At 58.0% G+C, this 17,006-nt stretch carries 14 protein-coding genes and 2 pseudogenes; 6 read left to right on the top strand and 10 right to left on the bottom strand.

Annotated elements, in window-relative coordinates; genetic code table 11:
* Positions 1–365 precede the first annotated feature (365 nt).
* From tynA to mobH, 3 genes and pseudogenes are all read right to left on the bottom strand, one after another.
* Positions 366–2,654, bottom strand: coding sequence for a primary-amine oxidase (gene tynA / locus PMM47T1_RS25210; RefSeq protein WP_008374366.1), 2,289 nt, complete (start codon positions 2,652–2,654; stop codon positions 366–368).
* Between the two features lie 476 nt (positions 2,655–3,130).
* Positions 3,131–3,580 (bottom strand): annotated as a pseudogene (locus PMM47T1_RS25205) (Arm DNA-binding domain-containing protein); the annotation flags it as partial.
* 496 nt (positions 3,581–4,076) lie between these two features.
* Entirely contained in the window at positions 4,077–5,825 is a 1,749-nt protein-coding gene (gene mobH / locus PMM47T1_RS25200; protein ID WP_043301512.1) for a MobH family relaxase, read from the bottom strand.
* 239 nt (positions 5,826–6,064) lie between these two features.
* Here mobH and PMM47T1_RS25195 point away from each other — a divergent pair, with 239 nt between their 5' ends.
* Both PMM47T1_RS25195 and PMM47T1_RS25190 read left to right on the top strand, forming a co-directional pair.
* Complete coding sequence (locus PMM47T1_RS25195) at positions 6,065–6,262, top strand: DUF7740 domain-containing protein (RefSeq protein ID WP_008374360.1); 198 nt, start codon at positions 6,065–6,067, stop codon at positions 6,260–6,262.
* A 107-nt stretch (positions 6,263–6,369) separates the two neighbouring features.
* Positions 6,370–6,735: a histone-like nucleoid-structuring protein, MvaT/MvaU family gene (locus PMM47T1_RS25190; protein WP_043301510.1), complete on the top strand. Its 366-nt coding sequence runs from the start codon at positions 6,370–6,372 to the stop codon at positions 6,733–6,735.
* A gap of 83 nt (positions 6,736–6,818) precedes the next feature.
* On the opposite strand, the gene PMM47T1_RS25185 is transcribed toward PMM47T1_RS25190, so the two are convergent.
* The 3 genes from PMM47T1_RS25185 to PMM47T1_RS25175 all read right to left on the bottom strand — a co-directional run bounded on the left by PMM47T1_RS25185 (position 6,819) and on the right by PMM47T1_RS25175 (position 8,978).
* The gene (locus PMM47T1_RS25185) at positions 6,819–7,751 is read right to left on the bottom strand and encodes an ArdC family protein (protein WP_008374356.1); all 933 of its coding nucleotides are present in this window, start codon (positions 7,749–7,751) and stop codon (positions 6,819–6,821) included.
* Between the two features lie 98 nt (positions 7,752–7,849).
* On the bottom strand, positions 7,850–8,152 hold the full coding sequence (locus PMM47T1_RS25180) for a hypothetical protein (RefSeq protein ID WP_008374355.1): 303 nt from the start codon (positions 8,150–8,152) through the stop codon (positions 7,850–7,852).
* Positions 8,153–8,615: 463 nt separating this feature from the next.
* Positions 8,616–8,978, bottom strand: a complete 363-nt coding sequence (locus PMM47T1_RS25175) for a DUF3085 domain-containing protein (RefSeq protein ID WP_008374353.1) — start codon at positions 8,976–8,978, stop codon at positions 8,616–8,618.
* 429 nt (positions 8,979–9,407) lie between these two features.
* Here PMM47T1_RS25175 and PMM47T1_RS30005 point away from each other — a divergent pair, with 429 nt between their 5' ends.
* On the top strand, positions 9,408–9,770 hold the full coding sequence (locus tag PMM47T1_RS30005) for a hypothetical protein (protein WP_157213086.1): 363 nt from the start codon (positions 9,408–9,410) through the stop codon (positions 9,768–9,770).
* An 11-nt stretch (positions 9,771–9,781) separates the two neighbouring features.
* Here the strand turns inward: PMM47T1_RS30005 and PMM47T1_RS25170 are convergent, their stop codons facing one another.
* From PMM47T1_RS25170 to PMM47T1_RS25155, 3 genes are all read right to left on the bottom strand, one after another.
* Positions 9,782–11,320, bottom strand: a complete 1,539-nt coding sequence (locus tag PMM47T1_RS25170) for a conjugal transfer protein TraG N-terminal domain-containing protein (RefSeq protein WP_008374351.1) — start codon at positions 11,318–11,320, stop codon at positions 9,782–9,784.
* 312 nt (positions 11,321–11,632) lie between these two features.
* A complete protein-coding gene (locus PMM47T1_RS25160; RefSeq protein WP_008374346.1) occupies positions 11,633–13,015 on the bottom strand; it encodes an integrating conjugative element protein in 1,383 nt (460 codons plus the stop codon).
* Positions 13,012–13,983 (bottom strand): TIGR03756 family integrating conjugative element protein, encoded by a 972-nt coding sequence (locus tag PMM47T1_RS25155; RefSeq protein ID WP_008374343.1) that lies wholly within the window; start codon positions 13,981–13,983, stop codon positions 13,012–13,014. Before PMM47T1_RS25155 ends, PMM47T1_RS25160 begins: the two co-directional genes overlap by 4 nt.
* Before the next feature lie 418 nt (positions 13,984–14,401).
* Between PMM47T1_RS25155 and PMM47T1_RS25150 the strand changes: the two genes are divergently transcribed.
* Positions 14,402–14,584, top strand: a complete 183-nt coding sequence (locus PMM47T1_RS25150) for a hypothetical protein (protein WP_008374341.1) — start codon at positions 14,402–14,404, stop codon at positions 14,582–14,584.
* Between the two features lie 98 nt (positions 14,585–14,682).
* On the opposite strand, the gene PMM47T1_RS25145 is transcribed toward PMM47T1_RS25150, so the two are convergent.
* Positions 14,683–15,660 carry an IS5 family transposase gene (locus tag PMM47T1_RS25145; RefSeq protein WP_008374339.1) on the bottom strand — a complete coding sequence of 326 codons (978 nt, stop codon included), beginning with the start codon at positions 15,658–15,660 and terminating at the stop codon, positions 14,683–14,685.
* Positions 15,661–16,219: 559 nt separating this feature from the next.
* On the opposite strand from PMM47T1_RS25145, the gene PMM47T1_RS25140 reads away from it, so the two are divergent.
* Positions 16,220–16,450, top strand: a complete 231-nt coding sequence (locus PMM47T1_RS25140; RefSeq protein WP_008374336.1) for a hypothetical protein — start codon at positions 16,220–16,222, stop codon at positions 16,448–16,450.
* Positions 16,451–16,532: 82 nt separating this feature from the next.
* Positions 16,533–16,742: pseudogene (locus PMM47T1_RS29335) on the top strand (IS66 family transposase); the annotation flags it as partial.
* Positions 16,743–17,006: the final 264 nt, after the last annotated feature.

Here is a 17,006-nt window from a genome sequence, read left to right as displayed (position 1 = left end):
CGGGTAGAACCCGCTCCCACAAAGACAGTTGCTGCTACGGGACGGTGTCGCCTGCATCGCGGCCAAGGCCGGCTCCTACCCCGGGCGGCGCAGGAGCCGACTTCAGTCGCGATGCAGACGACGCGGTTTCTGTAGCAGCGGCCGCCAGGCCGCGTCACAGGCACTGCGGAGTATCTGCCACACCGCGTGCGCCAGACGCAGCCTTCGGCAGCTACACCTCTCCCTGTGGGAGCGGGTTCTACCCAAGAAGAGCGGCACGCGGACTTCCTGATACGCCGCGGTGTGCTTTTCGCGGGTAGAACCCGCTCCCACATAGACAGTTGCTGCTACGGGACGGCGGTGTCTGCATCGCGGTTTCAGACGCTTTACTTCGGCGAATTGAGATTCAACGTCGGCGTCTCGTCAAAGAAATTCCACGGCTTGAGCAGCATGTGCACCCACTCGGTCGGCATGATCGGCCATTCCTCGGCGCGCGCCACGTGGGTGGTGCCGGTGGTTAGCCACACCACGTCGTCGGTGTTGTCGATGGACTGGTTGTCCTGGGTGTACTGGCCAAGCCCGGTGTCCTTGTCGGAACGGTTTGGGTATTTGCCTTCCGGGTAGCGCTCGTCCGGGTTGTAGCGGGTCACCCAGATCTGCTTGTCCATGAAGCTCAGGCGGTGGTACAGCCATTCATCCTTGCCGAAGTTGGCGCCCTTGGCCACCGGGTGGGTGCCGCCGGCGTACGGGATCAACTGGTAGGACACCGGGTTGCCCATGCGGTTTTCCTTGTTGGGGTTGCTCAGCAGGCGCACCGTGGCCGGGTCGAACTTCTGCGCGGCGCCCTGTTCGTTGGTCACTTTCTGCTGCTGGATCTGCATGGTGCTGGTGCGCGGCCCGCCACGGTCGTTGCCGGCCACCACCGGGTTAACCTCCACCAGGCTGTTGTTTTCGCCGTCGATGTCCATGTCCAGGCGGAAGTTGTAGATGTGCTGGTGGGTGGTACCGACAATGTTGGTATCGATCAGCGTGCCGTATTGGGTGTCCTGCTTGGCAGTGGCGTCGTGCATGGTCTTGCTCTTCACGCCCTTGACCGCTTCGATGCCGGTGGCGCCGGCGTCGATGCCGATGGTGCCGTTCTGCTGGAACACCCAGTCGAAGATGTAGTCGTAGTTGCCCACGGTGCTGATCCAGCGGATCACCAGTTCACGCCGCTCGGTGGACAGGTTGGGCTGGCCCATTTCCTGGTGCTTGTACTCCGGCCCCGCGTAGCGCTCGAAAATCGCCATGGCGTGGGGGATGGTGGTCGGCTTGCCGGTGTAGTCGGCAATGGTGGCGTCCAGCAGCACGGCGTTCTGCGGCGCATCCTTGCCGCGCTGGATGGGCGAGGTGAGGGTGCCCATGCCGTAGTCGCCCGAGTCCAGGTAGGCCTTGAAGTACCAGCCCACGTCCGGGTCGCCGTAGGGCACGATCATGCCGCCCAGGCTGCCTTCGTACATGATCTTGCGCTTGGTGCCCTTGTCGTCATAGGTGACGGTGGACAGGATCGGCCCCACGCGCGAGTCCAGGCGCAGGTGCAGGTCCCAGTTCTGCCAGTGGATGCTGTTGCCGGTGATGGTGTAGTTCTTGCCCTCAGGCTCGATGATCTCCAGCGGCTTGACCGTGGCCGCCTTGCGCCCACGCCCGTCGTAGGGGGTGGGTTTCATCGGCACGGGGATCACCCCGGCGTCCTCGATCTTCACCACTGTCTTCTGTTCCAGGTCGACCACGGCCACCAGGTTCTCGATGGGGTGGGCCCAGTAGTTGCCGTCGCCCACGTCCAGGTAGCTGACCACCTTGAGCAGGCGCTTGTCCTGGGCCAGGCCGTCCTTGCCGTCGAAATAGCCGACGGTCAGCGGCGTGGTCACCACCTTCTTCACGTCATTGATGCCGCGGGTTTTCAACGCCTGGGCGTACTCGCTGCTGCCTTCGATGATCGACTGCACGGCGGTGAAGTCGTCCAGCAGCACCATGCCGTGGGCGCCGACGATGGGTTTCCAGGACAGCACCTGGCGGGTCTTGAGGTCGACGGTGCTTTCGATCACGTGCTTGCCGTCCAGCACCACCACGTTGGCTTCGCGTGGGTCGTTGACCGGGTTGCCGGTGTAGACGAACTTCCACACCTGATCCTTGGCCGGCTCGTGCAGGGAGATTTCGGTGAAGCGGTAATTGCCCTGGTAGTGCGGCGAGGCCTTGATGGCGTCCACGGCGGTCTTGATTTCATCGGCGCTGAGCGGGTTGAGCGGGTGCGGGCGGGTTTCCACCACGAAGGTCTTGTCCAGCCCCGACTGGAACACCTCGTTGATGAAGTCGTGGGACATGTACGCGGTCTTGCCCTTGAACACCACCGGTACCTGCAACTCGATGCGCTTGCCGTTGAGCATGGCCACCCGGGTGTTGGGCTTGACCTTGACGTAGGCCCCGTCCTTGGCGATGACGAAGACGTCGGCGTAGTCGTCCCATTTGACGCTGGCGCCGAAGTCTTCCAGGGTCGATTGCAGCGGCACCATCTCGGCGGCGCCACCGTGGGCGCTGGCCTCGGGCAACCACCATGGCAGGCTGGCCAGGCTCAGGGAAATCGCCAGGGCAAGCCGGGCGGCGGGTGTGCGGGGGTGTTTGGACAGCGCTTTGAACATGGCTCGTTTCCTCGACGGAGCACTGATGGCTCCTTCCTGCAGTCGGTTGGCATGGCGGGCGCGGGGGCCTGCACGCCTCGACTGTAGGGGAGGAAGGCGAGGGGCAAGTAGCACATATCGGCAATGCGATGTAACCGCTGCCGCGAGGCTGCAATGGCCAGCGTTGGTTTGCTGGTGGTCACGCTACAGATGGACGATTACACATGTGAATTGCTTGGCGACGGCCGTGTTTCTAGCGTGGCAAGATGACATCCGGAAAGATCTTTCGCTCGCGGCTTCGACCATGGTCCTGCTCGGCGCCAGATTTGGAATGGACTTTTTAAAAAGTGAGTGAAACTGGTAGCAAATTTCTTTGGGCAATGAATGGGCATGGTTTGCGGCGCTGTGCTCAACGGCCTGCTGCCATTGCGGGCTGAGGAACAGGCGGGGGGAGTCGACTAGCGCGGGGTACCCAGGTTGCCGTCGAACAGTTGGAAGATGCGCGGCAGGAGGTGATTATTGAGTGCACCGGTGAACCCCGAGACGGATTTGGTCACCAGTTCCGCGGACTTGAAGTTCAGCCACTGCTCGGCGACGTAGCGGGAGGTGCGCGCCTCGTTGAGCAACTGGGCCTCGAGCTGGGCCGTCTTTGCCTTGAGCGGGGCAATATGGTTGGCCACGTCACGTCGCGCCGCGCGGGCGATGTCGCGTGCTTCCTTGAGCCCAATGTCCGGATAGCGGCCGACGGCAAACAGGTTTTCCTTGCCGTGCAGGCGATACTTGAGCCGCCAGTACTTGGACGCCGGCTTGCCGGCTTTCAGCGACGTCTTCACCTGGAGGAACAGGCCGGGGACTTCGCCATCGGCGTATTTGCCCGATTGGTCCACCGAGCGGACGAAGGCGTCGCTGAGTTTGCGCCGAAAAGCGGGGGTGGTGTCAGGGGGCATTTGCTGGGGGTACCGTTTTCGCCAAACTGAAAAAGTACCCCAAATATACCCCCAGAGGTCTTGGAAATCAGTGGAATTGGACGGGCGGCAGTGGACAGTTTTTAGCGCTAAACTTTTGTTTTATAACGAATTAATTGAATTCAGTGGAGCTAGGTCAGAGGCTATCCGGGTCGCCAAAAAACATTTTGACATGGCTCTAGCTCAGTATTTTCAGGTCATAAAAACTAAAATATGCCCCCATTTTTGCCCCCAGTAGCGCAGGGTGTGCGGGCGATCGAGATTGGCGATCTCTGAGGCGGAGCAGGGTGGTAGTCGATGGCTTTCAGTGTACGCCAAGCTCGGCTTGCACGGGGGATGCCTGGTTGATTGGTCGCCTAGCTGATACCGCTGACGAATGGCGAATGGCGAATGGTGAATGGATTCTATCCGTGACCTCACATACTCCTCCGCCAAGGCTTAGCCTTCGGTAACCCGTCGCTTGCTGTTCACCCGATCCTCAGCTGTCGGTCAATCTAAGAAATGGATTGTTACTCAGCCCGTCTGGGCTGAGTTCTAGCGGGTTTTTAATCAAGTAACCGTTCAATTTTCCGCGCTTTCGGGGACCTTGCACTTGGCAGGTCCAGATGTTCTCGCCGTTTGGCTTGCGGTTGTGGAGGTTCAATTTTTCAAAGCTTTTCTGCACGCTTGGCCAGGCTTCTGTACTGTCGATATGAACTACTTGCTCCTGGCATTCCATGGCATAGCGTTGGAATATACCGGGGGTTACCAGGAAGTAAGTGTCGTCGACGGTATGCACCTTGGCCCGGCTGTCATTGATGATCAGCGCATGGTTCTGCAGACTGGCCCGCAACCACTCCAGGAAGTGTTTTCCAAGATCGTTGTTTTGGTCCGTGGTATTCCGTGCGTTGGCCAGTGCGACACCCTGATCGGAATCTGGCATCTCAAACAGTTCCAGTAATGGCCCCAGATAGTCGCTGTCATCCGCTTCGGGTGGATAGATTCCCGGGGGCTCCGAACTCCGCGAATTGTGAAGCGAGGACTCGTAGGGCGCGGGTGGGGAGGGGGTGTTAGCGACAATTGGTGCCAGTGGTAGGGTTTGGTCAGGCTCGACATCGAGGACGGGTTCCACCGTACCGCCAAACTCGGTTGGCCTGGTTTCATCCGCCCAAATGAGCGATGGCTGCAGTCGCAGGAAGGTGAATTGTTGCTGCCAATCGCCGTCGATGACGGTTGCCTTCCATATTGCCTTGCCTTCGCTGTTTGCCTCAACCAAGCCATGGGATTGCAGTTCATCGAAGAGGGCAATGTTGGATGAAGGCACGCCATCAATGGATTGAGCGAGCAAGTACGCTCTAATTTTATCCGCAGCTACCTTGCTGACCAGCCACAGTGCTTCGTTTGTCAGCCAACCTGCCGCACCGGCCTGGTTGAGCTTCAGCTCGTTCCTCACCAGGTGACGCAGTGCGCTGAGTAGATGGTGCTGTAGTGAGCGTACCGGCGCTTTCAACGCCTTGGCGGGATTGCCACCGATGTTCTGTGCGGTGGAAATGCGATCAGCCTGGGTGACCAGCTCGCCGAGCACGCCGCCATGCTCGTACTGGCCGGCAAGCACGTAAAGCAGGCTGTACCAGGGCGTAGGGTAAGCGCTGAGCCAGTCCAGAATGTCCCGATCGAGAATCTGGGTGAAGACCAGGCCTGCAGCCGCATTATGCAGTTTGTAGTCGCGACCGGTGACATAGCGAAAGCGGTAGGGGTTTTCCAAGGGACCATGCCACGGATGCCAGCGCCGGCCGTCGAGGCACTCCACCTCTAAGTCGACGGCCACTTTGCCGATGTCGTGCAGGAGTGCCCCGTAGCCGATGGCTGCCGACCAGGCATCCGCTTGCACGGCCTGATCCTCGGGTGCGGCCGTGGCAGGCAGGAGGTGGGACTGACGCAACTTCAGCACGGTGGCCACCACTTCCAGGCCATGATCGAGCATGCCGCCGGCATAGGCGTGGTGGTGGCTTTCGCTGGCGGGGAGCAGTTGGACGTATTCGGCATAGCGTAACAGCGGCTGTCGGTAGAGCTGCTCGAACTGTTCCGTCGACAACGCGGTGTACTGCCAGATGCGTTCCATCAGCCGTTGACGGTGTGGTTCAGCCAACAAATGGGTGGGAGGGTGCACCGGCGTCCAGCCTACCGGTACCCCATGAGTAGGCTCTGACGGTATATGGCCCTTTTTCCGTTCAAACAGCTTGCGCATCAAGTCTCCACCGTTTTGGCAGGGCAGGGCCTTTTGGGCTTTTCGCGGATAGGCCTCTTACCCTTGATCCCCGTTCCCTTCATCCATTGACTCTTTGCCATTCCCTTTAACATGCTGGCCCCTTACCTTTTTAGTGCTATATCGGTATGCGTTCCGTCATTTTAAAAGTTGAACCACCTATGGGCGGCTGTTTCCTTTTCGGCGTAGAATCGTCCTATTCAGAAACATGAGGCGCAGTTGTGACGCTGAGTGATGCTACATTGATCCTGTTGCTGGCCGATCGCATTCACGGTACCGATGAGGCGATCCGGGCAGCCGCGAAGCGTTGCGTGAAGAAGTTGCCGCGCAGCAAACGTGAACTCATCTACAAGGTGGTGGATAGCTCAGCGCCCCGTGAGCTAGTCGCGCATCTGTGTGCGACGCTTGATATCGAGTAACGTTAGGGTCGTATGGGGAGCCATCGCTACCAGTCACGAACGTGTTGCCTCAGGATTTGCTTCTGATCTGTAGATTGTTATTAATTAATTGAGTATGAGGATTCATCATATCGAAGCTGGCAGAGTTCAAGGCGCTGGAAGCACAACTGGCGGCGCAGTTGCAGCAGCTGGACCAGATGAAAAATGATTCGGGCCTCAAGCGTGAAATCGAGTTCGAGACCAAGCTTCAGGAGTTGCTCGCCGAATACAACGTCGGTCTGAAGCAGGTGATCGCGATTCTGGACCCGCACTATCGTGCAGCCCCGGCTTCGTCGACCGCTTCCGCCGTCAAGTCGCGCAAACCGCGAGAGCTCAAGCGCTACAAGAACCCGCACAGCGGCGAAGTGGTCGAGACCAAAGGCGGCAATCACCGCACCCTGAAAGCCTGGAAGCAGGAATTTGGTGGCGATACGGTCGAAAGCTGGCTGGAGTGATTCAGTAAGGCGGTTCTTCCGGAACCGCACGAACAACAAAGCCCAGCAACGCTGGGCTTTGTTGTTCTCGTGACACTCATTCTTTAAGCGCTTTGCGGCAGGTCCTCCTGTTTCCGGTGTTGCAGTTCAAGTAGAAAGTCCGCGGCATCACGGGCATGGCCGCTGGCGCGGAAGATCGCTCGCTTGTCGTCCTTGAGCAGTTTCAACCACGAGGCGATATAGCCCTCATGCCGCAGTTCTCCCTGAATGCCGGTCAGGGCACATAGAAACGCTGCGCCCATTTCCGCCACCAGTTCCTCGAAGGCATATTCGGTGGCGCCGAAGCGGTGCTGTCCGACGATGCCTTCGCGTTTGAGCCTTGAATGGTGACCCGTCCAATGGGTCAATTCATGGAGCGCCGTGGCGTAGTAATCGCCTTCAGTGTTGAACTGCGGTTTGGTCGGCAACTGAATGCGGTCGGCGATTGGCTGATAGAACGCTTCATCACCGGGACGGTGATCAATCCGAGCCCCCGAGTCGATCAGCAGTTGCTCTGCCAGGTCGTGGTTCACGAACGGCGAGCCTTCATCGGGGGCGATGGCCTCAACATCCAGGTTCTCGGCATTCTCGGTCTGCTCGATGTTGAACAGGCAATGCGTCTTCAGGATTGCGAATTGCACTTGTTCGGCATTGCCCTGTTCATCCAGCACCGGTTGGCCGGTGTCGTCCTGCTGCTCGCGGCTCATCGGTTTGTACAGCACGGCCAAGGTCGCATGTTCATCCTTGCGGATGTGTCCGCCGGCCTTGCGCGCCTGGTTGAAAGTGAGCCATCGATCCTGCGTGTAGCCCTTCAGGCGTGCTTCAGCCCACAGCAAGGGGATGTTGATGCCTGAGTAGGCGCGGCCAGTGACGGCGTTGACAGGGAAGGGCTGGAGCGCCCCGTGGTGTGCGGGTGACCAAGGCTTGATCCAAGGAATGACTCCTTGATCGAGCGCGGTGACGATTTTCTGTGTGACGTCGAGGTAGATATCAGACATGGCGTTCTCCAGGATTGAAGAGGGAACGCCTCCCGCTCGGGAAGTGTTCCCGAGCGGGTGAGGGTGGTGCAGTCGGTCAGGCAGAGCCTGGGGGTGGGTCAGTGATGCTCGTGGTCGAGGGTAATCAGCAACGCCGGGTGCCGCGCCGGCGAGTGGATGACTTGCAGCAGCATGGAGAGCGCCCGCGGTGGTTGGTTTCCCGGCATCGGCAACAAGACGTCGAAGCCGATGCTGGAATCGTCAGGCCTCAGTTGATGGAGTTCCAGTGCGGTACGGATCAACGAGCTCAGCCTCTGCTCCTGCAGATCGCTTTGCTCGCGCGGTGGATCAAGCAGAACGGCTTGCTCCCAGGCTAGAGCGGAGCAGACGAACGAGGGGGCAGGGGTGGTCTTCATGAGCATGGTGTGGCTTCCTGAAATGACCCTGCGCAGCTTCGTCCGCGAAGCCTGTCGCAGGATGATGAACAGATACGCGCGATGGGGAGGGGATCCCTGGACGCGGAGCGGTCAGTACCGTCAGCAGACGGGAAGGGTAAGTAAGCGCTCATCACCGCGAGGTGACCGTGCGAGCTTCCGAACGCGAATCGCACTTGGGATGAACCGGTCACCGTGGTGACTCAACCTTGAAGGTTCGGGCTGTCTGGCTGCGGTTTGCAGCAGGGTACAATCGAGTATTTAACGTTAAGCCGTGGGAGGGTCAATGCCATTGAGGCGAGACAAAAGGCCTTACTTTCTACCGGATTCCATTGGCGAAATTTTTTGGTAATGGGCCGACAAAAGGTCCATGTCCACGCAACCGCTTTAGGTATTGGGTGCTGACCTCCGATCAAAGAAAAGCCCCTCGAAGGAGGGGCTGAAAAGCACGCTAGTGTCTTTTAGATGGCGTATTTTCCACCGCCAGGGTGATGTGTGTTTCGGTCGCTTCCAGGACCAGGTCCCCGCCTGTTTCCCAGGCTCTGGCAAGGACGGCGTCCTGCACGTCAAAGTATTCAGCGAAATCATCTCCACCGAGTTCGGCGCGTGCTCTGCTCCACCAGTCGTCAAAGGCGTCGACCTCTGGGTTACAGCCTACGGCATACGCCAGATGCTTCCGGGGTCCATCGGCAAGCTTCTCGCCGAACTCGGAGAGCAGGTACACGCCTTGATCCTTGGCCAGGACGATACGGCATTGATGTGTGCGCGCCTCGAGCAGAACCGCGCGCAAGTCGGAGCCTTTGAATTTCAACATAACGGATGTCCTCGATAGAGTCGCGAGGGCATCTGTCCCATGGAGGGAGAAGATCCCTCACATGGAGTGGGTGTTGCTATGTGGCATGGTCGTGGACAAGCTAATGCCCACCAGGGGGGCATTTGGCGTTCATCACCCGAAGGTGACCGTGCGAGCTACCGAACGCGGATCGCACTTGGGCTGGACCATCACAGGGGTGACTTAGCCTTACAGGTCCTGGCTATTTGGGATGCTGGCTAGCCAGCGCATTGCACCTCTTAGATATCCAGGATGATCCGGCGCGTCAATGCTAATTCCCCGTGCCAGCCGGGGTAGCGTCCACAGAGCTCTATCTCGTTTCCCTCCGCTATGCAGACTGACGAGCGGTCAGACATGGACTGCGGTCCGGAGTAGTATTTTCATAACGAATATTCGGATGGGGCAGATCTCATGGCCATTCAGCAATCGAGTACTCCGCGCGCAATTCCGGCTATTGCTCAAAGCGCCGGCAAGGTTGCAGCAAAGCTCATTCGCGTAGCAAATAGGCTAGAAGCGCGTGCACTTGAATCGCCAAGCTTGGCCTTCATACCTCTGCCTGGCAGAAAGTATGCCTTCGCGCTCATAAAGTGCACTATCGTTATCTCGGCTGCGAGCTTCGCGATATCTGCCGCGATGGTGCTGCTCGGATTGTTCGTTCTTGCGGCGCTACCGACTTCTACACCGTCTGACTTGCCCACGGTGGACGATGTATCTCATCCAGAGCACCGCTTCTATCACCCAGAGCGATATGATGATTACGGATCGCTGAAATAATTCAGATAGGGTTATTTCAGCTTTTTTACCGCCCCCGTTATCTGTGCCGAGCCCTTCGCTCCTTCATTTTGTGCCGCACGGGAACCGTTGTTAAGCATCCCTTCCAAGCCGGCACCGACGTTGTATCCTGTCCAGCTCATGGCACCAAAAAATATCATGGGCAGAACGATAAACATCGCCCCCATCACGTACTCGATCACCTGTGCAGTAACCGTCCCATCCATCACCCCGGATGTTGGAAGGGATAACAGCACTTGATCCGTCGTCGAAACCTGGTTGTACAGGGCATCAAGCATGCTCGAGTCGATCCACCTTGCAAGCTCCCACCAGAAGGTCAACATGTGCAAGGTGAACAGCGCAAACGTCACCGTCATCACGGTCTTGAGCTGAAAGGTGCTGATTAAAAGTACCAACGGCAGGCTGATGACGGTCCCCATGATCAGGAACGCTTGAATCATCGGTAGCGCCGAGCGTAGTGCGTTCATCGCAGGGAAGTTGCTGAAGGATCCCAAGGCCAAGCCAGTGTTGGTTGCCAGATTGTTAAGTCCCTGGTTCACGGAACCACCACGTGCGCTCGCCCCATAGCTTTGATAGACCTGTCCGGGTGACATGGTCAGCGACTGTTGTTGCGGGCTCACAAGCTGGCGAAGCGTCGCGTCCTCTACTTCGCTCGCTGAGCTACCCGAGAGCCATCCCTTCAGGGATGTCCATAGCGTCACATCCACCTGGTTCACCAAGCGATCGCGAAGCCCGATTTCGGGGTCGCTCCACCATTCACGACACCTCGGGTAGCCTGCACCGTTGGGAAGGCGAGCCAGTGAAGTGTCCCGTACGTCGTCATAGGGCCAATTCACCCGCGGCGTTCTCGACCGGTCGGTGTCGTAATAACCCGCGGTGTTCAGCAGGTAACTCGAGCCAATCCACGCAGCGTCGTAGCTTTGGGCCTTGTCCAGATCCGGCCGGTTGGTAAACATCCTCGACCTGGAATAGCCGTAGCAATCACGGGTAAAGTCGGCGACCTCCTGGAGCAACACTTGGTCATCGATGCGCGTGGCATCGATGTCCATGCGCATCTGGCGAATATCGGGGGCACAGGGAATCGATGCGGTGGCCGCAGCCGTCACCCCTTTACTCAGGGTATGCACCAAAAACCACCAGATCGGTACGGTGGCGGATTTGTCACCGATCGTATTGAACGTCGAGCCCCATGCGGTTTGTGATGGCGTGGACAGCGATACACCGCAGCGCTGGCTGTTCGACGCATCGAGTGTCATCGATGCCAGATTAATCGGCAGTATCGGCATGCAGCCAAACATCAGCGTGACATAGGCAAGCCACAATCGATTCTCTATCCGCGGGATTGAAAGCAGGCCCTTGTTGCCTTCGTCAGCGCCTTGCTGGCGTGCCGAGAGCCATTCCTGAAGGATGATGGCGGCAAAGGGGGCCGCGTAGAGACCCGTATCGACCAGCGTGTTCCAGATCCCGTTGTTGATGATCCAGGCCAGTAACGACAGGTAGAACTCGAGATAGCTGTTGGTACTCATGGTCATGGCGTCACCCTAGGATACGATTGAGCTCAACGAGCAGGATGCTGGCGAAACCCGCTAGGCCGGTGCGATCGAGCAATCGGCGCCGGGCAGGGTGTTGTTGTCGCTTCCGGTTCGCCCACCAGCTCGCGAATAGGGCGCTGTAAAGCAGTGCCCGGCCGATAGTCAGTCCGATCTCGAAACGCCTGGAGAACTCGCTCCAGCGGATGGCATCGCCAACGGTGCTCAATACGATCCATGCAATGAAGATGGCGCTTACGCAGGCTCCAATGGTGATGAGCACGGCGAGTAGCAGTGATCGTAGCGATGAGCGCATCACGGCCTCCCATTGGCTTTATCAGCTTGTTCCAGTCGACCGGGTTCTGGATCACGCTGCTCAATGGTTCGAGAACCGTCGGCGCCTCCGGCATGCCGGTCGAGCACCAGGCTTGCGGTGTTGGTGGCCAACGACTGTCTGACCTGGAGCTCTGTCTGCAGCATCTGGACTTCACGATCCAGTGCGGAGATGTTTTTGTGCAGCGAGGATTGGGCGGGTGCGGCCGAAGCGACGTTAGGCTCTCGGCTGCCTGCGGCCAATGTGCGTTGGAGCAGGAGAGCTTCGTAGATCACCTTCGAGAGCGCCGTCTCACTGGCCAGCCGGCGCGCCAATACATCCTGGTCAGGATCATCACGTAACCCCTCGATGACGCCGCGGGATACCGGCAACATCGGACTGGAGACTTTCGCAAGATTTTCAGGAGATGGGTCGGCGCTTCCGCTGAGCAGTTGTTGGAGGCCTTCCAGATGCTGTTCGTAGGTTTCCTGAATCAGGGGAGAAAGACCAGCACCCGCCGTGCTGCGCAAGGTCTCGCAGTCATCGCAGGTGGCCACTTCCGTTTCGCCCAGCACGCGCGTCGCCCATTCCGACGCTTGTCCTGGGGATGACCAGGCTTGGCAGATGGCCCCGCCCTGGCAATCGTTCATGCTCGAGGTGTCCTCGACCGATCGGTTGTGCAGTAAGTTGTAGCCTGCCCTGACCACGTCGGCGGTGACATGAATTGCGCTTTGCGCATTGCCGCCGGCGCGCTGTCCGCCGACCCAGCTCACCCCATTGTTACCATTGTGGGTCTCGGTGTTACGCACGGCCGTGACGGCATCGCCGCCGCTCTGCTCCAGGTTGCTCTGCATTTCCTGATTCTTGGCTAGCGCGCCCCAGCCCGCCTGATCGACCTTGTCGGCCATCTTCTCGGCCATGGCCTGACAGGTGAGTTTCGAGCGGTCAAAGTCGATTCGTCCCTGCATGACGCCGTTGCTGAGCAACTCATAGAGCCCAGGATTGGCGCGCTGAATGATCAGCGCCGGTAGGGACATGACCGCCTGGGTGGCGTTTTGGACGACGCTGCCCATGATCTGCTGAAACCCCTCGGTGGCACCGTTGAGTTGGTTCTGCAAGGTGTTCGACAGGTTCATGTTGCCGCACATCATGTTGGCCCGCCACGAGACGCCCACCCCGAGACCACTCGGGCGAAACAGCGAGGTCGGTGCGCCAGCTGCCGAGCCGCCGCCGACCGTGTACATCACGCGGTCGTCAATGATTTCACCCTGATTTCCCAGTCGATAGTCACCATCAGCCGCATGCGCGGAACGCTCGACGCCAATGCCGGCACACCCAAGCACAGTCGAGAAAAACAGCCGCTGAGTGATCAAGCAAAGGTTCATGAGTCGCCTCCTTCGAAGTCAATACTGAACAGGAAGGTCTGTCCCTCGCGCTTGCAGCAGCTGTAAGGACGCCAAAACGACCAGGCGTAGCCACCGTCTTCGCTCTGTAGGGCTTCGCTGGGGAAGACAGCGCAGGTCATTTGCAATTGCGGGTACAGCAACTGCCACTTGTGCGTGGTGATGTCGTTTTCCTGAATCGGCCCGGGAGGCCAATATCCGTCACTAGCGGCTGGCGTGAGTGGCAGGTAAACATGCGGCTGACCGCTTCTGGTGATGAAGTCGCCAGCGCGCTGGGCCATGACCGCTCCTGCTTTGAAATCGTCGGGCTGTACCAGGAAGCCTTGGCGGGGATAGACATTCCCCCACATCTCACCGTTTGCCTGGCTGCCGATTTCGCGCATGCCAGGGAGCAACGACTCGGGGTACACCGACTCCGGGATGCCGTAGCGCCAGCCCAATGGATCCAGCGTGCTGAGGTAATAGGGCATGAAGGCGGTCGCGCCGCTTGGGCAGGCGTAACCGGACTGGGAGGCCAGTTGAGTCGCTGCTGCGCCGCCGGGATGACCGATGACGTCGACATTTTTAAAACGGGGGAGATTGTCGCGTAACGGATTGGGTGTTATCAGGTTTCCGCCGCCCTCGGAGCCGGCTATCGGACTCGAAAGCGCCGCGAGCTCGGTCCAAGGGCTGCCGCCGGTATCGGCATAGCTCGACACCACCAGCTCGGGAATGAAATGTCTCACTTTGGTGGACGTGCGGACTTCGCAGCCAAAGCTCGTGCAAAACAACCAGAAGCAGATTCCGACGACGCGGTACTCCAGGCATTGCAGAGATGCCACAGAGGAAGAAATTCCAGCAGTCGTAAGCGCAATGGCCCTATTGCTGAAGGCCAGTAGCAGCCAGGCGACGGCTTGGGCAATAACGAAGCCTGTTTTTGGATCTGTCTTGATGGAAGGCTGAGTGTGCATCGGCTGACATCCTCAACATGTGATGTTGGAAAAACGTCAGCATCCTCTGAACTCTTCATGGCTACAGGGTTGAAAATTGAATGCGTGGGCACCGCATTATCGAGGTAAACTACACACGGTTAATCGACTGCTTCTAGCCGTTAGGTGTCTGCTTTAAGTTACGCGCCTGCAGATCTGTGCCCACGCGCAACTGATGGGCTGTCGGATTACATTCTAAGGACTGCGACAGTCCATAAGCTGCACGAGACTGAACGATTGAATCGCCCCAGTTACATGACTAACTGGCCCAGCTGTGGACGGCAAAGGCTTGCTGACTTGCTCCGTGGAAATAGACGAACTCGCCCAAGAAGCTGCTCACTTGCACTGTTTGATGCTTTGAGGCATCGTCTTGCCGCAACCAAAACCACAAGGACGATTCATGAAAGCCTCCGAAGTATTTACTCCGAACGATTTCCCGGCGTTTACGTACATTGAGGATCACCTAATCAAGCATGCCAAGCTGTTAAATGACAGTCTGGCCGCTAAATTGATTGTCACCCTCTCGGGGCCCTCTAAGGAAGGTCTGAAGTACCCACCGATTTTTGAGGCCCTCGCTGCTTGAGGTTCAAAAAATCCAAGTCGGCCGAAAAACAGACCCTTCTTGTCTTTAATTCACGGCTCTTTCCTCTGATCGTGCTGTTTCAGGGCGATCAGCCCGCATTACAGACGCACCTCTCCCGCATTCAACAACCGTTTTCGCACCATCCACAGGTTCGACAATGCGAACAAGGTTGTCTGTTGGGCGATGTTTTTCGACAAGCCACGAAAGCGTACTTTCGTGTAGCCAAACTGGCGCTTGATCACGCGAAAGGGATGTTCAACCTTGGCCCGCACCTGCGCTTTGGCGTATTCGATCTTGCGTCGCATACGCCCGATCAAACTCTTTTTTCCGTGCTTTCTATAGCTGCTGGGACGCGCGGCAATCGACCAAATCATCGTGCGGTTCTGATGCTCAGCACGCTTCTCCACACCGGTATAACCCGCATCGCCGCACACGTAAGTTTCCTCACCATGCAACAACTGATCGACCTGAGTCACGTCCGCCACATTCGCCGCCGTGCCCACCAGGCTGTGCACCAAGCCGGATTCGGCATCGACGCCGATGTGCGCTTTCATACCAAAAAAGTACTGATTTCCTTTTTTCGTCTGATGCATTTCCGGGTCGCGCTTGCCGTCCTTGTTCTTGGTCGAACTCGGGGCATGAATGATCGTCGCATCGACCACCGTGCCTTGGCGCAGCATCAAGCCACGGTCACCCAGATAGCCGTTGATGACCTGCAAGATCCCGCCCGCCAACTCATGTTTTTCCAGCAGGCGCCGGAAGTTGAGGATCGTGGTTTCATCGGGAATTCGATCCAGATGCAGCCCCGCGAACTGGCGCAGAATCGTCGTTTCATAGAGTGATTCTTCCATCGCCGGATCGCTGTAGCCGAACCAGTTCTGCATCAGATGAACCCGCAACATGGCCAGCAACGGATACGCCGGACGACCGCCTTCACCTTTCGGATAATGCGGCTCGATCAAGGCAATCAAGCCCTTCCAGGGCACGACCTGATCCATCTCGATCAGGAATCGCTCACGGCGGGTCTGCTTACGTTTGCCGGCGTACTCAGCATCGGCGAAGGACATCTGTTTCATCGGGACTCAACCGTTCGATTCCTGTGAGGCGGGTATTTCACCAAATCTGGAAGCCTTTTTCAGAGTTTCCCTAGCGGATCAAGTTTGACTGGCGCCTGTACTCATATGTGCTCGATCGCGAACGCCGCCGAAGGGCGAAATGTGCTTGAGTGGGATGCAGCGTCAGATGTCCTCGACATCCTAGATCCATATCTACTCTTTTTCATCCGGTGGGAAGGTAAGTAGTTCTCGCGTGCGAGAATTCGCATAGAACGAATGCAGGCGCCTCGCTTTTCGGGCTAGTCAGAGTGCCGAGCGTTGGGCTGCGGAAGAGAAACGTTTTTTAGCAGCAGCCGCTCGCGGCTGCCTTAAAATCCATCGGTCTGGAGCGCGTTGCCTGTGGTGGATCTGCTCGTCGGCTTCGGGTGGTCGCGGTTGAGCCAGGGAAACCGCACCAGGTGCACACCAAGCCCAGCCATCGCTGGGGCTAGGTCGTAGAGGACACCGTATCGGTGCCCCTTTGCAGTAAGAAGGAAATTCGCCATGGCAAGCAAGAAGCCGCCTCACCCTTTGCGAGCAAGTGAATGAGCGCTTCGAGCGCAACCTGGCTAATTGGTTGAAGCTGGACCCTGACCAAGCGATGTACCACCGCTTCCAAGGTATGTTGGAAAGCCAAATCCTCACCCTCCAGATCTGTGGGGTTATCACCAGCCAAGGAGCCACAACGCTGCACGTTCGTATGGGTGAAGCGAGGCGTAAAATGAGCGCTGCGGATGCCGAACGGCAGAACGAAGGCTTAAAACTGGTTTGATGTAGGAAAAATCGCCTATGACGCAGCTGATCGAGGCGCTACGCGCAACCGCCACAAAGTGGCGGGCAGGTAACTAGGAACACGGACGGGACGCGCCGATACAGCGCTGAACCTGATCAATAAACTCTATGGGATCGAACGTGATCTCAAGTGCTTCAACGACGACGACCGTAAAGCTGGTCGCTGCGAGCAAAGCCTGCCCGTACTTGCCCAGTTAAAAACCTGGATCGACAAGACACAACCACAATTCACCGCTCAGAACACTCTCGGCAGAGCAAGCAGCTACCTAGCCGTGCATTTATGTCCCCAGTCGGTGGCCATGTAGACGTACACAGGGTAATTGCATTCGATACACGTCCAGGTCGACCGATTGATCTGGTCATCCAAATCGAGTTCCTAGAGTTCGCTGCAAGGGCAGTCGGAATTGACACAGGTATAAGCGCGTGTCCATGTCGATGAGGGGAGGGGGAGTGCGCTGAGGATTACGTGGGGCCATAGGGAGGTCCTTTCTCAAAGTGGTGATAACCTATTCTATCAACCATTATCCGAAATCAGT

It is taken from the genome of Pseudomonas sp. M47T1 (assembly GCF_000263855.1).
Taxonomy (GTDB): Bacteria; Pseudomonadota; Gammaproteobacteria; order Pseudomonadales; family Pseudomonadaceae; genus Aquipseudomonas.
This window is presented reverse-complemented; position numbering and strand designations above follow the sequence as displayed.

Bases quoted from the DNA above. Each gene is read 5' to 3' on its own strand.
- tynA (WP_008374366.1), bottom strand. From the start codon at position 2,654: ATGTTCAAAGCGCTGTCCAAACACCCCCGCACACCCGCCGCCCGGCTT.
- mobH (WP_043301512.1), bottom strand. From the start codon at position 5,825: ATGCGCAAGCTGTTTGAACGGAAAAAGGGCCATATACCGTCAGAGCCT.
- PMM47T1_RS25185 (WP_008374356.1), bottom strand. From the start codon at position 7,751: ATGTCTGATATCTACCTCGACGTCACACAGAAAATCGTCACCGCGCTC.
- PMM47T1_RS25180 (WP_008374355.1), bottom strand. From the start codon at position 8,152: ATGCTCATGAAGACCACCCCTGCCCCCTCGTTCGTCTGCTCCGCTCTA.
- PMM47T1_RS25175 (WP_008374353.1), bottom strand. From the start codon at position 8,978: ATGTTGAAATTCAAAGGCTCCGACTTGCGCGCGGTTCTGCTCGAGGCG.
- PMM47T1_RS30005 (WP_157213086.1), top strand. From the start codon at position 9,408: ATGGCCATTCAGCAATCGAGTACTCCGCGCGCAATTCCGGCTATTGCT.
- PMM47T1_RS25170 (WP_008374351.1), bottom strand. From the start codon at position 11,320: ATGACCATGAGTACCAACAGCTATCTCGAGTTCTACCTGTCGTTACTG.
- PMM47T1_RS25160 (WP_008374346.1), bottom strand. From the start codon at position 13,015: ATGAACCTTTGCTTGATCACTCAGCGGCTGTTTTTCTCGACTGTGCTT.
- PMM47T1_RS25155 (WP_008374343.1), bottom strand. From the start codon at position 13,983: ATGCACACTCAGCCTTCCATCAAGACAGATCCAAAAACAGGCTTCGTT.
- PMM47T1_RS25150 (WP_008374341.1), top strand. From the start codon at position 14,402: ATGAAAGCCTCCGAAGTATTTACTCCGAACGATTTCCCGGCGTTTACG.
- PMM47T1_RS25145 (WP_008374339.1), bottom strand. From the start codon at position 15,660: ATGAAACAGATGTCCTTCGCCGATGCTGAGTACGCCGGCAAACGTAAG.